The organism is Ktedonobacterales bacterium, from assembly GCA_036557285.1.
Lineage (GTDB): Bacteria > Chloroflexota > Ktedonobacteria > Ktedonobacterales > DATBGS01 > DATBHW01.
In genome coordinates, this window is record DATBHW010000002.1 from 38,753 (window position 1) to 55,609 (window position 16,857).

The following is a 16,857-nucleotide window of genomic DNA, read 5'->3' on the forward strand; positions in this document are numbered from 1 at the left end:
GCAAAAATATCCGTTATACCAGTGGTCGCCGCGCCACCAGCGCCGGAGGGCGCTCCTCTCGACGCGCCCGACGAGTCAGTCGCTCCAGCGCGATGCCTATGCGCCTGGCCCCTTCCTCCAGCGAAGCCGCATCAGGGCCGGTAAAGTTCAAGCGCAAATGACGCTCTCCGCCCCCGCTGGCATAAAATGCATCCCCAGGCACAAACGCCACGCCCAGGCGCGCGGCTTCGTCCTGTGCATCGCGCGCCAGTAGCCCGCCCTCTAGGGCACACCAGAGATAATAGCCGCCCTCTGGCGTCTGCCAGCGCAGCAGCCCGCGCCCCGCCGTTTCCAACGCCCCCGCCAGCAGATCGCGCTTCTCACGATAGCGCCCGCGCACACGCGCCAGATGCGTATCCAGCACCCCCTCGCGCAGAAAGCCATCCAATGCTACCTGCGCCGGAGTATTGGCATGCAGATCGATATATTGACGCAAGAGACTCAACTGTGCAATCACCGGGCGCGGCGCGGCAATCCAGCCCAGACGCGCCCCAGGAAATAATATCTTCGAGCAGGTACCTAGATACAACGTCGAGCCGCTCTGATCCAGCGCCGACAATGAGGGCGGGGGCGCTTCCGAGTAAAACAGCTCCCCATAGGGATCATCTTCCAAAATCGGCGTTTGATAGTGCTGCGCCAACTCCAGCAGCGCGAGGCGGCGTCTCAAACCCATCGTCGTACCGCTCGGATTCTGGAACGTCGGCAGGCAGTAAATCAAGCGCGGGCGGTAGCGTTCCAGCGCCCCACGCAGGGCTTCTGGCTCCATACCTTCCTGATCGCAGGCAACCCCCACAGTACGCAGCCCTGCCGCCGCAAAGACACGCAGCGCGCCTAGGTAGGTTGGCGTCTCCACCAGCACCGTATCCCCTGGCGCCAGCAGCCCTCGCGCTACCAGCCAGAGACCCTGTTGCGAACCCGAAAGCACCATCAAATGCTCCGGCTCAAGCGGCATCCCCTGTCCGGCAGCCAATCCGCTCGCCTGGCGTAATTCCCGCCAGCGCCGGTTGAGCCAGGAGGCCAGCGAGGCGCGCAACGCTTCCAACCCCTCAATCGGGCAATGCTGAAGCAACTGGCCGCCGCTGGCGCGAAGCTCCGAAGTCAGCGCCGTACAAAACTCATCTACTGGATAGAACGCGGGATCGGGCGTGCCAGCCGCTAGCGAGATCACATCAGCGCGCGAAGCCAGCGCAACTACGTCGGCCAGCAATGTATCGCCCTGACTGATTTCAGGCCGATTGACCAGAGGCGAAGATTGCAGCGCGCTCCCCAGGCCCATTTCTGTTGATGCGCTGATGCTCGTCTCCCGCAGATACGCGGCCCAGGAAAAAGCACCGGGGAAGCTGGCGCTGTTCCCGCCAGCAAAACTGGCTTTCGTAGGGCTTCTGACTGGTTCGCTGGCAGCCTGCACAATCGTTCCGCGCCCTACATGCGCGTGTACCAGACCAGCCGCAGCGAGATCACCATACGCACGAACCACCGTCGTTCGGTTGACATGCAACCGATCTGCCAGTTCGCGCTCAGGCGGAAGCCGCGTGCCAGCGCTCAAATCGCCGCGCCGGATCAACAGGGCTAAACGCTCACGAATCTGGATATAGAGCGGCGCGGCATGCGGCCCGCGATCAAGTTCAATCGGCAGGGAGTGATTCATCAACTCCTATCCCCTTTTAGCATAAAGCAGCGACTCTTCCCTTATTGTATCCATCCAATAGGAAAAGTCAACATCCAATAGGTGGGTATTTAACCATCCAATTTGGCCTTTCTCCCTCTTCCTATGGCGTAGGAGTGGGAGTTGGGCCAGATGGAACAGTCGGGCTGGGAGTTGGGCTAGGGGTTGGTGTCGGACTCGGCGTTGGGGTAGGCGTTGGCGGCACATCATTGGCTACCGGAGACGCGCCGGGGGTCATCTCAAGAATAATCTCGCCAGGCACAGCCGGTTGAGAACCGGTGCGAAACTGAACAGCCAGGCTCACCAGAAACACCAGGGAGACGACAGCCAGCAGCGAGCTAGAAACAAACATGGGCTGGTGGGCCAATGGTCGCCTGGAACCTATGGGCAGAGGCACACGTCCTAGATACATCAGGGTTGTAATGCCGCCCGCGCCCAGCAGCAGCAGCAGCAACGCCAGCAAGACTGGCCCGGCATACGGCCAGGGCTGTGTACTGGTACAGAACAAGCACAACTTCTGAGCAAAAGAAGGGGGAGAGCCAATATAGGCATTCACTTTAGTAGAAAAGAGATAGGGTTGGCCCAGCGCATCACGTTTAATTGACGCGCTGCACTCAAGCGTCTGGTGGGCATACACCAGCGCCGACGCCATTGCGCAATCACGAGCGGCGCCAGCAGGAGTCACAATCTGATCTTCTGGATGCCCGCTAAACAGGGGTGGCGCCGGCTGGGCATCTGGAAATACTGACCCGGCAGGGGCCGCAACAATCGTCATCTGGATATTTGTGCCTTCCAGCAGCGGGTCCACATCCGGGCCAAAGAGGCTTGCCGGTTGGTAGACTGCTGGAAGTTTTGCATCAATCTGAAATGTCCCATCAGGAAGCTCCCCCAATTGCGCGCAATAGGCAGATAGCACCCCTTGCGCTGGGCGGCGCAGACAACCCCAAAAGGTCATGTTCTGATCATATGTCCCGATCGGATGGAAAACGAAATGAACACTTTGCGCATGGGGAATATTGCCGTCCATGAGTACATCCACCTCGCCATCCGAAGCACTGATAGTCAACAGGCTCGACAGCACCACACTATGGCTCAGGACCAGTGGCCCGCCCCCTGGAGCAGATTGCTCGCGGTCATGAAACACATACTGGGTAGTGAACTCCATAGTATGCGCAAACTGATCAGGCATAATGACCTGCACCGGCCTGGTCCAATAAGTAATCTCATTGAAGCGAAGATACTCGTCGTCTTCAGGCACGCTGATCGGCGTATAGTCCGGCATGGCAGCTTGCAGCACAAAGCAGTTCCCAAAATCGCGCGCCCTTGAAGAGATCGTCACAAACAGAGGGTCTACGCAGGCATCCAACGTGGCGAAGTACCGCGACTTCGGAGCATGATAGTCCAGCCAGAAAGGGCGAGAACGCAAGTGCGTCTGAAATTGGAGGGTAACGACGGGGCCTGCATCGTATCCAGCAGCGCGAGCAGGCGCGCTGCCAAAGACAAGCGCCAACAACCCTATCACACCAACTAATATTGGGAGCCAATATCCAGTGGGATTACGGCGAACCGACATATAGAACGCTCTCTACCAAAACATACATATTTTCACATCATAAGATTTCTCTGCGCTATTACCACAGCACAGCATCGGACACGACCTGGCGCTTTGTCAAGCAAAGAGGCGATGCAGCTCCGATACTTCCTGGTGGTCTTATGTAAGACCAGCCGGTCATTAGTTCCTGACTCAGTGCGCCTCATTGGCCGCAGCCTGAACCTGTTCAATCACCTCTTGAGGTACGAAAACAAATCGGGCGTGATCAAAGAAGCGACTCAAGAGTTTGCTGATCAATTCATTGATGTCACGCGCCAGCGCCATACTGGTGAAGCGAACGGTGTAGCTAGAACTCCCAAGCAGCGCCAGTTCACGGGGGTTCGTCGGGTTCCAGGCTGGCACCAGAGAATCGAGATGCTGGCGGCGGGCTGTATTCAGGCCAGGCCGCAGCGCATCGCGCACAAATCCCCAGAGCATTTGCACATCGCGGTTCTGGCGGCCATCACGCGTGCCTTCCGCATCAGGCACAAAACGGCTGAGCTGTCCCGTCCATTCAGGATCATCAACCAGCTCGGTAAACAAATCACCACCAGACTCTGCCTCGATGTCAACCTCTCCATCCCGCTCCAGCGCCGAAGTTACCTCGCTCTCGCGGCCAACAGCGCCGCTGAGAACGACTGTACCCAATTCAACCCCCAGATCATCTTGAAGATCAATAAGATCGCGCAAATGGCCGCGCTCATCCATCAGCAGTTTGCAGTTCACCTGAATTTCAAAGCTATCATCAGGCTTACGAGGAATCTCCCCATGACCATAGATGACACCTGCCACGCGTAATTTCTCCAGAGCTTTCATGAGCGAATTACGCTGTAAGGTCACATTAGCCGTCGTGATGCCAGCCCGCTCCAGCGCCGTTTTGCGGCGCAGGCGCACCAGCACATACCCTTCTGGCGGTGGCACAGTCTGGTTACTCGCGCGCATCTCTTGCAAGCGATAGTGCGCATACAACAGGAGCCGTCGGCGCAACCGCTCGCGGGTCGCATGATGCTGAGCATGTCCGCGGCCAGGCTGAAGCCGCTCGGCTGGCACATAATCTGTACCAGGGCGGCCATCAAGCTGCCGCACTCCCGTATACCAGCCAAGCGCTACCTTCACATGCGAAGGCGCGCGCCTGCGGCCCTCCGGGTTATCCCTGTGGGGATACGTGCCGCCGAAGAGGAAGACCAGGGGGCGCTCAATCGTATCATCGGCAATCGTTCCGTCGGGGTGGCGAATAGTACGCACAATTTCCAGCGAGACCGCTGAAAGCGCCCGCATCGTATTCCAGAAATCCGCGCGCGCCTCGCTCCGATGATACTCGCGGGCTGCGCCATCCGCATCCACTTTGACCTCTGGTTTGCGCCCCAATTTGGTCAGAAAGGCATTGACATCGAGATTGAAGAGTGGGGACCGCCAACAATCATTTGCGGCTTCATATAACCCCAGCATAATCTTGGCTGCCCATTCCCCAACCATCATCAAAGCCACATCAACCGCAGTCACCAGCAGGGCCTGCGTAGAAAGATCGGCAACGGCCACGCCCTCACGCTGAGCAGCCGATTCGATCTCATCTTGAATGCGATCTAGAGCGATCTCCAGGCGCATATCGCCCTTACGCGCTACCCATCGCTGACGACCAATGATTTCTCCTTTAGGCATAGGGCCAAGATGCAAATCGGCTTTGCGCGTATACAGGCCATCAACGGCAATCACTCCCCTGCGAGCTTCCATCAGAATGCGCGCGCGAAAACGACGCTCCTCCTCAGGGTCATCGGCACGAGTACGAGGCACCACACCATAAAACTCAAGCAGGTCTCGTCCTGCGCCATCAGCATGCGCCTCCATCGTAGAGACAGGCAAGGCAAGAACGGGCATGGAAGGTGGTAGTTGATTGGGCAACTCTGATAGCTCCGGGCTAGGGGGCCAGGGGGGAAACGGGAGATCCCAGAGTGAGGGTGCATCCAGCAATGGGTCGGTATCTTCGACCAGTTGCTCAACATCAGCTACTGTTTGTTCGAGATTCTGCCCTCTTTCGACTATAGGAACAGGCTTTCCTCCAACGGCCCCCCCTCGATCAACAGGCGCTGCTGCGCCCTCTCTCGGCGCAGTTTCAGAAAAGAGGGAAAGCGGCGCAGCCTCACGAGCACCCTGGCGTTTGCGTCGCCGTGAAGTCGGCGCCGACTTCACTCGCCAGGCTTTGCTTGCTGCCAACTGCTCGTGATCGCTTTGCGTTCCTTTTGTGTCGGACCTTGCACGCTGCTCCATACGATCCCCCTTTCGCGGGTAGGGCTAAAGATTTTCGCGGGTAGGGCTAAAGAAGACGCCCCGGAGATCACTTTGATCATCCGGGGCGTCTGAAATCACTACTTCGTTTTTGCATGGCGTAAAGTTTTTCGTGGGTAGCGATAAAGGCAGGGAATGGTTCAGAACGATTTAGTTACGTCAGGTATGTACCTGCGGGCATCGAAGAACTCACTCTCAGCCAAAGTTCCCACATTGCAAGAGCTAAGAGAAACAACGCTGCGCATTGGAAGATGCGATTACAAGTATACCATGTAGAAAAAGAGAAAGCAATGAGCTATTACTTTTGTACTTTGGCTCATGCTGCCCGGAGAAGGTCATGAGGCTTCTATATTTTTTCTTCTTTCTCTCTTTTCCTCCAGCCTTTTGTATACAAGAGATTTATTATACAAGTAATTACTATACAAAATATATTACTATACAGAGGGCGCGAGGGTGGGCGTGAAACCAATTGTAGCCTGACACCGCGCGTTCTATCAAATTTAGTCCTACCCGCGAAAGAAATTTAGTCCTACCCACGAAAAAAGAGCCACTTTCTTTAGTGCTACCCGCGAAAAGAAGGCTTTTCCCTTTAGTGCTACCCGCGAAAATCTTTAGTCCTACCCGCGAAAGGAACGGCGTCTTCTTTAGCCCTACCCGCGAAAATCTTTAGTCCTACCCGCGAAAGCAAAAGAAAAACCAATCGGCTATTTAGTGCTACCCGCGAAAGCGCAGGAAAATCAGCGCAAATGAGCATATAATGAGGAAAATCTTTAGTGCTACCCGCGAAAATCTTTAGTGCTACCCGCGAAAGGGGGTTTCGCAGGCGCTTTTCCCTTTAGTGCTACCCGCGAAACCCCCTGGAAAGCCAGATGCCGGAGAGCAGTTAACTGAGATCGCTTGCCCAGTCGAAAACACTTGAATACAACTGCTCTAAAGCTCCCCGCAGTTCTTGTCGATCAATTCGTGTATCGTTGGCAAGCAACTCGATGGTGCGGAGGATGCGCTCGGTCTGCTGGCGGAGGCGGTCTATTCCTCGAACTGGCTCCCGCTGCTGGCGGAGTGGGGCATCGTTTGTCCCAATCACCTCGTCCTCATCATCAAAACCCGATTCATCCAACGTCGAATCATCCACATGAGCACTTTCCCCAGTCAAGCCCAGCGTGCGATCAACAGCAGCTTTCGTTTCCTGGTAATTCAGGCCTTCATGAATAACTTTGCTCGTCGTCACCGCTCGCATGAAAGGGTCTTTGATCCGATCCAGTTCGCGGGCGTGGCTGGCTGAGAAGGTGTCCTCAGAGGTGGTACGCAATTTCTCTTTCAAGTCATCAGGGAGCATGGCCGTCTCGATGCGGTTGCGCACATAGCCTTTGCTTTTGCCCAGCCGCGCGGCAATGTCACGCTCGCTGAGGTTGAACTGTTCTTTGGCGCGCAGAATTGCCTCGCCCACTTCCAGTTGGGTCAGGTCGCGGCGTTGCTCGTTCTCCACCAGAGCGATATTGAACATATCCTCGTCGGAGAGATCCCGAATTTCCATCGGAATCTCTTCAAGCCCAGCCATCCTGGCTGCGCGCACCCGACGTTCGCCGTAAGCAAGTTCAATATGGCGATGTTGCCGACGTCCAAGCAGCGCGCCAAAGAAGCCCATGGATTTCATCACTTCGGCCAACTCCCCCAGCCCTATCTCATCAAAATCACGCCGGGGCTGAAAAGGGTTCGACTTAATCAGATCGATGGCTACCTTCTCAAGCGTTCTTTCTTCAGTTGCGGGTCCAGACCCCTTGGCAATTTCTGCCAAAATAGGAGAACCAACATTCAAGCCCAACTGATGCTTTGCTATATCGGTACTGAGACGCGCTCTCTGTTGCGGCATGTGTCGTTATCCCTTCTGATGGCCGACTGCTTTAACGGCTGAGATAGCAGGAAGCCTCCCGCATTCACGCTCAACTTCTTCTGCAAGCTGTCGATAGGCGACAGAAACATTGGCGGTGGTATCGTAAGCGAGCACACTTTGAGCGACAATAGGCGCTTCTTTCAAGCGCACATTGCTTTTGATGACCGAGTTATAAATTGGCACCTGGCCGAGCAATGATTCGCGGGTAGAGGAGATTACATCGCGGCTGTGGACGGTCCGTGTATCGGCCATCGTCAGCAAGACGCCGCCGACCTTCAAGCCCTTGTTAATACGCTTGACGGTCTGGATTGTTTTGAGAAGCAGCCCCACGCCCTTCATCGCCAGATATTCCGTCTGCATGGGGATAATGACGGTATTGGCGGCGGCCAGCGCGTTCACAGTTAAAATGCCCAGCGATGGGAGGCAATCAATCAAGATATAATCATAGCTGTGCCGCGCTGGTTCCAGCAGATCCGTTAGGATCAATTCACCAAGCTGGGCGTGATACAGGTCAAGCTCGGCCTGGCAAAGCCCAATGTTTGCTGGCGCAAGATTGGGGCCAATCGCGGTGTGAAGAATCACATCCTCCAGACGTGGCACTTGCTCATCGCGTGTGGAAGCCATAAGCGCGTCGTAGATAGTCTGCTCTAGATCTTCAGGGTTGACGCCCATCGCTATCGTAAGGCTGGCTTGGGGATCCCAATCAACGAGCAAGACACGCCGCCCGCGTTCATGTAAGGCTGCTCCTAGATTTAAGGTGGTGGTGGTTTTGCCAACCCCACCCTTCTGATTGGCGATGGCATAAACTACACCGTTCGCTTCTGTGGTGGACATAGGGCATGAACCCTCTCTATGACGGAATGGCTCCGCCAGCATGTCGCGCATCTATCAGGCGGCGAGATGTTCGTCAAGCCTCTGAAAGCCAGGTAGCACGCCTCAACGAAGCAAGAGCGTCTCCTGGCGACGGCGGATAGAGCACCCGTTTGACGCTCAAGTGGTCTTACGTAAGACCACTTTGCTCTCAACATACTCAGGTGGTCTTATGTAAGACCGCCTCAACCTGAAGTTATGGTAGCACACGCTGATTGAAAGCACAAGAGAAAATGGAGCGTTTTTGCCAGAGATCAATCGCTCTTTGTTTCACTGGAACAAAAGATCAGCCAGATTGAGTGGTTTCGCTCTCCTGCCCTCCTGATTGAATCATCGGCAGGGACATATCTTTGCCTATGGCCTGGTGGAGAGCATCTAAAGAACTGTACCCCGATTCCTCCAGTACCCTGAGCGTAGAGATATATTGGCGAGCGCCATGAGGCGTGGTCGTCGAAAGGAACGTTACCAACTCCGCTTCGATGAGCGCATGCAGCGGCTTTTCGCTGTCCACGCCGCGATAGCGTTCAATCGCTGCGCGGGTGATCGGTTGGTGCATGATCACTAATGCCAGCACCTCCCGTTGGGCCTGGGTAAGCTGTGTTTGCCTGCGAGGCGCCAGGCCAATGGCTGTCAGCGCAAGTCGCAGCGCAGGAGCGAAAGCTGCGTCCGAAGCAAGTTGATACTCCCCGTTCATCTCCTGAATGACTACCCCATGCCCCATAAGATGCCCACGTAGCGCCTGGATGGTTTCTTCAACCTCAAATAATGCGCAATCTAAACCGGCAGCAAGCTGTGCAGCACTTAATCGTCCACAGATCAGCAGGAGCGCTTCTGCAACCTGCCAACGCTGCTGGGCTGTATGCGTTTCAGGTATTGATGCAGCCTCTCCTTCTCGGTGGTCATGAGTCGCTGTGATCGCCTGCTGGGTCAGCCCGCTACGCCAGGATGCCAGCGCCGTTCTCGATAATTGCACGCCCCCAGGCGCGGAAACATTAAGAGCTGCGCGCAGGGCATCAATCACCAGGCGTGTTGGATTCTTCGCATCAGGATCGCCACGTTCCAGCTTTGCCAGATAGCCAAAAGAAACGCCTGTGACCTCGGCCAACTGCTTCAATGTCAAGTCCAGATCGCGCCGACGCTGGCGAATCGCCTCCCCCCATCGCCGCATTTCCTTTGGGCTAATGATTTCTTGCTTGCTGGAAGGCGCATCACCTGCGCTGCCTGGCCGCTGCTCACCGGAAAGCTCTCCTTGAGAGTGGAGCGCTTCTCCGGGGTCGCTTTGTTTCTGCTCTGGTTTCATGCTCTACCTTGCTTTCTCCAGCGCCTTTCCGTCAGGCTTCAAGGATCACCTTTTGGAATTGTCGTATATGACAATTCCAAGTATATACCTAAAACGGCCCCTCTGCCACAAAGAAAAGCAGGAGAGACTCGCGCAAAGACTGGCGAGTCTCTCCTGCTTCTGCTACCGAGCTATTGTGGAATACCTGCTACGCTGTCGCTTGCCGTTGGAGAAGCCGCTGGATACTGTGGCCGTGTCCTGATATTGCAGCCCGCTGCATAGCGTAGCGTGTGTAACGTCCACGTGCCAGATCAGGCTGATTGGGCAAATGCTCTGGAAAGATGGCCGTCTCGTAGCTCCAGGCATTGTCCGCTTCGGGCAAAGCAATATCCAGAAGCCGTCGCGTAATGACATGCCAGGCATCCGCGCCTGACACGACTCGATGATGCAGCAAGACATTATGCCGGGTATCGGGCAGACGCTTTACAAAGGGATGATCGTCCAGGTCGGGGAGATCAGTCAGGCTGATGCTAAGGTGTCCGATTTCCTGCATGGGGTCTTCCTTTCTCTCGTCAACCGGACCGTGTTAGCTTCGGCGCCATTCGGTCGGGCATAGCCTCAGAAGGATGAGACTCCCTTGTCTCCCTGATTCTGTTGCAGGTGCTTGGCAGAGCGGCTGGCACTGAAGACCGTTATAAATCGTTGAGCAGATTCATGCCGCCAGGACAAAGAAGCGCCGACGCGGCTTGCTTTTTGCCCGAATGCCTCACAAACGAAGCATACCATATTTTTCTGAATTTGTCAGCAGAAAAGAGGAGGTCTCGTCTGTGGATCGCTGGAACAAGACGCGCTTCTAACGCAGGAGCGCGCGGATATGATCGGGAATAGGGATAAGTTCAAGTTTGCTCTGGTCGTCGGTTGGGATGCGCGCCAGCCCGCGCACTTCATAGCCGATGCCAGCAACTTCATTGTCTCGCAGTACACGATGCTCCAGACGGAATGAGCGCGTGCGTACCTCGGTAGCGGTCGTTTCAATGGTCAGCAGATCATGATAGCGCAGCGGCTTCTGAAAACGGCAGCCGACTTCGATAACAGGCGCCAGGACATGGTAGTGCGTTTTCAGCATCTCCAGCGGCGCCCCTAACGAGCGCAGAAACTCCAGCGCCGCGTGATCGAACCAGCGGAAGAAGTTGGGGTAGAAGACAATGCCAGCAGCATCCGTATCACCCCATTGGACCTGATAGTGGATCGTGTTCCTGCTCATAGAAGTATTCTCATAGAAGCATTCCCGCGTGTTAAGGAAAGAAATCGCGTGCTGCTCACATTCGCTGCTGCCAGCGCAAGATCGCGTGAGTGCTCCAGTCTGGTAGTTGCGCGATCTTACGCTGGCAGTGACGTTTCGTTTATCCACCAGCGCCTGGAGAGGGGGTGGCGCTGGGACCAATGTTGACAATGCTAAAAGAGGCGGCATCCTTTGCCACAATGGTTGAGATGCCGGAGAAGCGGACGGTAACATCAATGCTGATCGGCATGTTGGCTGGAAGACCCCTGAAGCTGATGGGGAAGCTGGCAAATCCGTCCGAGCCGGTGGTTCTCGTTCCAGCCTGATTGTTGAGTGATGTAATGCCCCCACCATTCTCAAAGTGGAAGTAAAGGCTCACCTTTCCACCTTTCTGCGGGAGTTGCCCATGATGGAAGATGACGTAGACGATAATATTTCCGCTTGAGTTGGTGAGGGTGCTGTTGCTCACATAGGCGCCGACCTTATAGGGTGGCGCAGTGGGTGTTGGTGTAAGGCTGTTAGAGCTGTTGTTGATGCTAATAGTCGCCTGGGCGCCTGGTGTCGTACCCAGGTCCAGACAGGCGCTCAGACCTAAGAGAAGCGCCAGGCCAAAGGCGGCCAGTTGGGATAGTCGGCGCCAGGATGATAGATTCATCAGAATGGACGGCGCTGATACCCCGACGGCCAGCCGGAAGCGAGCGCCAACCTCCTTTGCGCAGGTTATTCTCTCATGAAAGCATGAGGATAAGCAAGAGATGCACTTGTTCTATACTTCTTCACCATGCTAGACGTATCAAGCAGTACATGTGTGTCAAGGACACAGCCATTGTAGCAGCAATGGGTGGGTTTTTACCAGTTTTGCGCTAGAAGGGCTAGGGGAGCCAGGACCAGCAGGTATCTGCGTGAATGATGGGTTCTTCAGAGTCCTTTCTCTGGATGACCTGGGACCAGGCCAGGCCATGAGGGTAGCTGCCGGTGCAGGTGGTGATGATCTCAAGGGTGTCGCCTGGGAGGGCGGGCTTCATATAGTCTATGACGCCGCGCTGCAAGAAGGCGCGCAGGTTGTGACGCTGTTCTGCGTGCTGGCCGATGAGGTCAACTGGAAGCTGAGCAAAGGCGCTGTGTATGGCTTCTTCCAGCCAATCAATATAGATGGTGTTATTGATGTGTCCAACGATGTCAGCTTCGTAGCTGCGAGCTATCAGGCTCTGATGAAAGGTGGGCAGGGTGTCTCCTGGCGGCGTAATGATGGGTAAGGCGGAAAACGTAACCGTTTGTGGGTCGGGGATAGCCTGTTCGGGTATCTCTGCCGGGAGCCGGATGGGCAAGCCGCGCTGCCGCCCGACATAGACCCAATGGGCGCGAGCGCGGGCGAGAAGATGATCGCTGTTCTGGCTGGTGACGAGATATTCACGGTATGCCTGGATACGGGCGTATTGAGAAGGCCAGGTATCGAAGTTGAGTTCGTCGGTCAGCACGATAGGCTGGTCCACTTCGAGTGTCATCTGGCGGACTACCCAGGCGGAGTCCTGTTCGTCATACCAGGAGCGTGGAAAGCCTGCGGCGGCGGAGGCTTCGGTGGCGACATGTTCAAGATAGCGGAGCAAGGTTCCAGTTGAGATGATGCCGAGACGCCCAGTTTCATAGCTGCGAACGCCGAAAGAGGTATGATAATGGCTCAAACCCATATGACTTTCCTCAAAAGGTGAGACGTTTCCCTGCCAGAGTACGCTCTGGAGGGCGACCTGTCAAGGCTGCGGCGCGGGAAAATGGTCTGCCTCTAGCGCGGAAGGCCCATGTGCTGTATGATAGAAACCACGAGCATTCTGGCGTAGAGTATGACAAAGAAGGAAGAACTTCCATATGGCAGATAACGAGTATCCTCCCCCCTCACCCGATACGTTTCGTGAGTTTGGCGGCGCAGGGGGGTGGCCTTCACCACAGCCGCCACCGGCTGGCTACCCAACGCAGCCTCCAGTGGGGCCAGGCGGCGGGCCAGGATATTGGCAGCCAGGAACTATGCCGCCCCCTGGGCAGGGCAGCTATCCAGGCGCGCCAGGGCAGACGCCAGGCTTTGTTCCCAACCCGCCGCCACCCAGCAAGACTTCACCCTTTTTGATTATGGCGCTTGGTGGGCTGGCTTTGCTGGTCATTCTGGTTCCGCTGGTGCTGTATGCGCTGTCACGCGCGCCTGCCCCAACGACCAGAACTCCCCAGGCTACGGCGACACCAGGAGGGACCACACCTGCGCCGACGGGGACACCATCCTCATCAGGGTCGGCATTCAAGCCAGACGGTACCGCTCCAACGACCAGGCAGTGTAATACCGTCGTGGTGATTCCCTGCTATAGCCCACAAGAGATGCAGCAAGCCTTTAGCTTGAATGCGCTTTATGCGCAAGGCTATGATGGCAAGGGCCAGACGATTGTGATTATTGCGGCGGGGAATACGGATCATGTCGAAAAGGACTTGCAGGCGTTTGACAAAGCCTGGGGCTTGCCTGATCCGCCTAGCTTTAAGATTGTTCAACCGTTTGGGCCGCCTACCCCATACAAGTGCTCTGATTTTAATGACTTGGATGGCTTGCAGATTGAAACTGCGCTGGATGTGGAATGGAGCCATGCTATGGCTCCTGGCGCGAGTATTGTGGTGGTGGTTGGGCCAAACAAAGAACTGAAGTATTTCCCGGTACCCAAGAATGCGCCGTCATGCGGCCTGTATGATCTGGAAGACCCTGTTGCTTATGCGCTGGATAAGAAGCTGGGGAATATTATTTCCATCAGTTATGGCGGCAGCGAGTTGGGTACTCGTACCGATACGGCGGTTGACAAGACGAACGAGCAGAAGGAGTACGACGCGGCGCACGAGATTTTCAAGCGAGCGGCGAGCATGGGGGTTACGGTGATGGCGTCGTCTGGAGACAATGGGGCGACGAACCCAAATGATTACGTGAATCATAATCTGTTTTGGGACAAGCCGAACGTCTCCTGGCCGGCTTCTGATCCCTATGTGCTGGCGATTGGTGGCACATCGCTGACTATTCAAGATGAGAACGGGGTGTATGGGAGCGAGACCACCTGGAATAATAATGGCGGCTCGACAGGTGGTGGATTGAGCGCGCTGTATGGCGAGCCAGCGTATCAGAAGAATGTGCCAGATCAAGGGATGTTCCAGGGGAAACGGGGTCTTCCTGATCTGGCCTTCCCGGCAGATGTGAATTACCTGCTCTATGAAACGTCTGATTTTGGAACCATTGATGTATCCAAGTGGCCGCACTGGAACCTGATTGGTGGTACGAGCGCGAGTTCACCATGCTGGGCGGGGTTGATTGCGATTGCGGATCAGATGAGTGCTCAGGCGGGCGGCGGGCCTCTTGGGTATATCCAGCCAGGGCTGTACAGCTTGAAGGGCCAGGCTTTCCATGATATTACAAAGGGCAATAACAATTTTCAGCGCGTCGCGGGCTATGCGGCGGTGACTGGCTACGATCTGGTGACGGGTTGGGGTACGCCGATTGCAGATCAACTGTTGCCCGCGTTGATTCAAGCGGTGCAAACGGTTGGTAATACGCCTTAGCCGCAAACAAGATAGGACGCCTGGGGCGTCTCTGACCCTGGAACAGGAGGCTGTATGCCGATCCCTTCTCTGGCGTTTTTGATTGATGTGGATAATACGTTGCTCGATAACGATAAGGCGAAGGACGATCAGGCGGCGTATTTGCGCGATCTGCTGGGTGAGGCAGCGGCCTCCCGTTTTTGGGAATTATACGAGGAGGTGCGCCGGGAAGCGGATGTGGTTGATTATCCGCTGACGCTGGCGCGCTTTGCGCGTGAGTTTGCGGGGCAGTTTTCTGGTGAGAGGCTGTTCCAGCTTTCCAACTATTATCTGTCGTTTCCGTTTCGCGCGTATCTCTATCCAGAGGCTCTGGAGACGCTGGCGTATCTGCGAACGCTGGGGACGACGGCCATTACCTCGGATGGCGATGCGTCGTTTCAAGGCTTGAAGATTGTGCGAAGCGGTATATCGGCAGCGGTTCAGGGGCGGGTGGCGCTCTATCTGCACAAGGAAGAGCATGTTGATGAGATACGGGCGCTTTTTCCTGCTGAGCATTATGTGATGATTGACGATAAGCCGACCTTGCTCAGCGCGATGAAGTCTCGGATGGGGGAATCGCTTACGACGGTGCATGTGCGCCAGGGCAAATATGCGCGTGTGATGCCTGCGCGTGGCGAGCCGCCAGCAGACTTGTCAATAGCGACGATTCGTGAGGCGCGGCAAGCGCGTCGAGAGCAGTTCGAGGGGCAGGGAGCAAGCGCACGATAAGGGGAACTTCTGGCTGCGCTCTGGCGTCTCTTGTGTGAGGGTTTTGCTCAGGGGCAAGCCCTTGACATAATACAGGAGGGTGTTATGCAGCACAGATTCTTCTTTCGTCGTTCTTTGTGGCTAACGCCGGGTTTGCTTCTGGCCGCTGGGGTTTTGTTGGGTCTGGTGGCCTGCGCGCCTGGTGGCAGGAGCGCGGGCCAGAGTACGGCAGGTGGGAATGAGCCTCAGACTACGGCGAGCGCCACGGCAACGCCTACGCCTGGGCACGAGGATGCGGATCAGGGGACACTGAATGGTGATGTGGTGGCTGGCCCTACGTGTCCGGTAGCCACAGCGGAACAGCCATGCCCACCCAGGCCAGTGCCTGACCGCCAGGTAATGATTGTGACTCCTGGTGGGAAGGTGGCGGCCACGACGACGACTGATAAGAATGGGCATTTCAGGGTTCTGCTTTCGCCAGGGAGGTATCTGGTGAAAGTTGCGCCTGTTCCCGGCGGGTACCCTGCGCAGCGAGAACCTGTAGAGGTGACAATTGCCGCCGGGCAGACTCTATCGGTGAAGATCGAGTTGGATACCGGGATTCGCTAAACGAGGCTGCGCCGGATGATACTCTATGGGCTGCTGGCCTGCTGGGCATGGCGCTTGACGAGCGCGTTGACGCGATCCAGCAGCACATCGAGATCAACAGGCTTGGAAAGGAAATCAACCCAGGGGTCGTTCAGTTTTGCCGCGCGAGCGGCGAGATCGTGAGCGGCGCTGACGATGAGGACCGGCAGCGTGCGAAAGCGTGGGTTAGCGCGCAGCGAGGCCAGGATGTCCCATCCGCTTTGCCCCGGCAGGCGCAGATCAAGCAGCAAGACTTCCGGGGGCGCTGTTTCTATGAGCGGCTCAACCAGTTCGGGCTGTGCTGCGGTGATGACGCGAAAGTCGGCTTCTTCTACGAGGATTGCTTTGAGGACTTCAAGCAACTCTACTTCATCATCAACAACCAGCGCCAGTTTGGGGTGATGGGTTGATACATGAGCCATAACAACCTCCCTTCTGTTCCTCACAGCCTCGTCTATATTTCTCTTTGCATATTGCGGGCCAGCGGGGCGCGGGCTGTTACAGCCGCGCCTGCGCCCCGCTCTGGCGGCTGAAGGCCGCGCCTGCGGCGGCGGGCGCTTGCCTCGGCTGGGCCTCGGCACTCTCGCTCGCTGCGCTCGCTCGCGCGCCCGCGCCTGGAAGCTACGTCGCCAGTCCGCCTGCGCGGACTCTCTGCCCCCAGGCGGCGCTACCAGTGGGGCTGCGGCTGACGGCCCGCTGACCAGACTTTGGCGGGAAACGCGCGCCGCCCTGACGCGGCAGCAGGCGTGGCGCGCCCCCTGGGCTGGATGAAGAACGCGGGCGAGACCCGAAACGGATAGCGGTTTTCCAGCCAGGCTTTGGCCGGGAACGCGCGCGGCGGAAGGTTGTACCAGGGGATAGATGCGTGAGACGAGACCATGAGCGCCTCCCCTTTCCTGCCGACAAGCGGCGGAGAAAATGGAACGACCACATCGGGGAACCCTGGCCCGGAGAGGCCGCAGGGTTCACAGATATGGTCGCTGGGGGGTCTGGCGGAGGGTCTCAATGGTACAATACTCCCCAGCCC

Annotated in this window: 15 protein-coding genes; 3 read left to right on the top strand and 12 right to left on the bottom strand. The window is 56.6% G+C overall.

The features are described 5' to 3' along the window. Positions 1-13 precede the first annotated feature (13 nt). The 10 genes from VH599_00345 to VH599_00390 all read right to left on the bottom strand — a co-directional run bounded on the left by VH599_00345 (position 14) and on the right by VH599_00390 (position 12,589). Entirely contained in the window at positions 14-1,687 is a 1,674-nt protein-coding gene (locus tag VH599_00345) for a PLP-dependent aminotransferase family protein (protein ID HEY7346733.1), read from the bottom strand. A 121-nt stretch (positions 1,688-1,808) separates the two neighbouring features. After that, complete coding sequence (locus VH599_00350) at positions 1,809-3,278, bottom strand: hypothetical protein (GenBank protein HEY7346734.1); 1,470 nt, start codon at positions 3,276-3,278, stop codon at positions 1,809-1,811. A 171-nt stretch (positions 3,279-3,449) separates the two neighbouring features. Continuing rightward, a complete protein-coding gene (locus tag VH599_00355) occupies positions 3,450-5,561 on the bottom strand; it encodes a hypothetical protein (GenBank protein HEY7346735.1) in 2,112 nt (703 codons plus the stop codon). Between the two features lie 901 nt (positions 5,562-6,462). Then, positions 6,463-7,401 carry a ParB/RepB/Spo0J family partition protein gene (locus tag VH599_00360; protein ID HEY7346736.1) on the bottom strand — a complete coding sequence of 313 codons (939 nt, stop codon included), beginning with the start codon at positions 7,399-7,401 and terminating at the stop codon, positions 6,463-6,465. A 54-nt stretch (positions 7,402-7,455) separates the two neighbouring features. Continuing rightward, positions 7,456-8,304 (bottom strand): AAA family ATPase, encoded by an 849-nt coding sequence (locus VH599_00365; GenBank protein ID HEY7346737.1) that lies wholly within the window; start codon positions 8,302-8,304, stop codon positions 7,456-7,458. Between the two features lie 322 nt (positions 8,305-8,626). After that, complete coding sequence (locus VH599_00370) at positions 8,627-9,640, bottom strand: SMC-Scp complex subunit ScpB (protein HEY7346738.1); 1,014 nt, start codon at positions 9,638-9,640, stop codon at positions 8,627-8,629. 187 nt (positions 9,641-9,827) lie between these two features. Beyond that, positions 9,828-10,172: a hypothetical protein gene (locus tag VH599_00375; protein ID HEY7346739.1), complete on the bottom strand. Its 345-nt coding sequence runs from the start codon at positions 10,170-10,172 to the stop codon at positions 9,828-9,830. A 300-nt stretch (positions 10,173-10,472) separates the two neighbouring features. Next, positions 10,473-10,883, bottom strand: coding sequence for an acyl-CoA thioesterase (locus VH599_00380; protein ID HEY7346740.1), 411 nt, complete (start codon positions 10,881-10,883; stop codon positions 10,473-10,475). 139 nt (positions 10,884-11,022) lie between these two features. Beyond that, the gene (locus VH599_00385) at positions 11,023-11,556 is read right to left on the bottom strand and encodes a hypothetical protein (protein HEY7346741.1); all 534 of its coding nucleotides are present in this window, start codon (positions 11,554-11,556) and stop codon (positions 11,023-11,025) included. A 217-nt stretch (positions 11,557-11,773) separates the two neighbouring features. Next, positions 11,774-12,589: an acyl-ACP thioesterase domain-containing protein gene (locus VH599_00390; GenBank protein ID HEY7346742.1), complete on the bottom strand. Its 816-nt coding sequence runs from the start codon at positions 12,587-12,589 to the stop codon at positions 11,774-11,776. A 175-nt stretch (positions 12,590-12,764) separates the two neighbouring features. Between VH599_00390 and VH599_00395 the strand changes: the two genes are divergently transcribed. From VH599_00395 to VH599_00405, 3 genes are all read left to right on the top strand, one after another. Next, on the top strand, positions 12,765-14,477 hold the full coding sequence (locus VH599_00395; protein HEY7346743.1) for a S53 family peptidase: 1,713 nt from the start codon (positions 12,765-12,767) through the stop codon (positions 14,475-14,477). A gap of 54 nt (positions 14,478-14,531) precedes the next feature. Further along, a complete protein-coding gene (locus tag VH599_00400) occupies positions 14,532-15,224 on the top strand; it encodes an HAD family hydrolase (GenBank protein ID HEY7346744.1) in 693 nt (230 codons plus the stop codon). Between the two features lie 84 nt (positions 15,225-15,308). Further along, the gene (locus tag VH599_00405) at positions 15,309-15,812 is read left to right on the top strand and encodes a carboxypeptidase-like regulatory domain-containing protein (protein HEY7346745.1); all 504 of its coding nucleotides are present in this window, start codon (positions 15,309-15,311) and stop codon (positions 15,810-15,812) included. 23 nt (positions 15,813-15,835) lie between these two features. Here VH599_00405 and VH599_00410 read toward each other — a convergent pair whose 3' ends face one another. Both VH599_00410 and VH599_00415 read right to left on the bottom strand, forming a co-directional pair. Next, positions 15,836-16,252, bottom strand: a complete 417-nt coding sequence (locus VH599_00410; GenBank protein HEY7346746.1) for a response regulator — start codon at positions 16,250-16,252, stop codon at positions 15,836-15,838. A 245-nt stretch (positions 16,253-16,497) separates the two neighbouring features. Further along, a partial coding sequence (locus VH599_00415) for a hypothetical protein (GenBank protein HEY7346747.1) occupies positions 16,498-16,857 on the bottom strand: 360 nt, incomplete at its 5' end.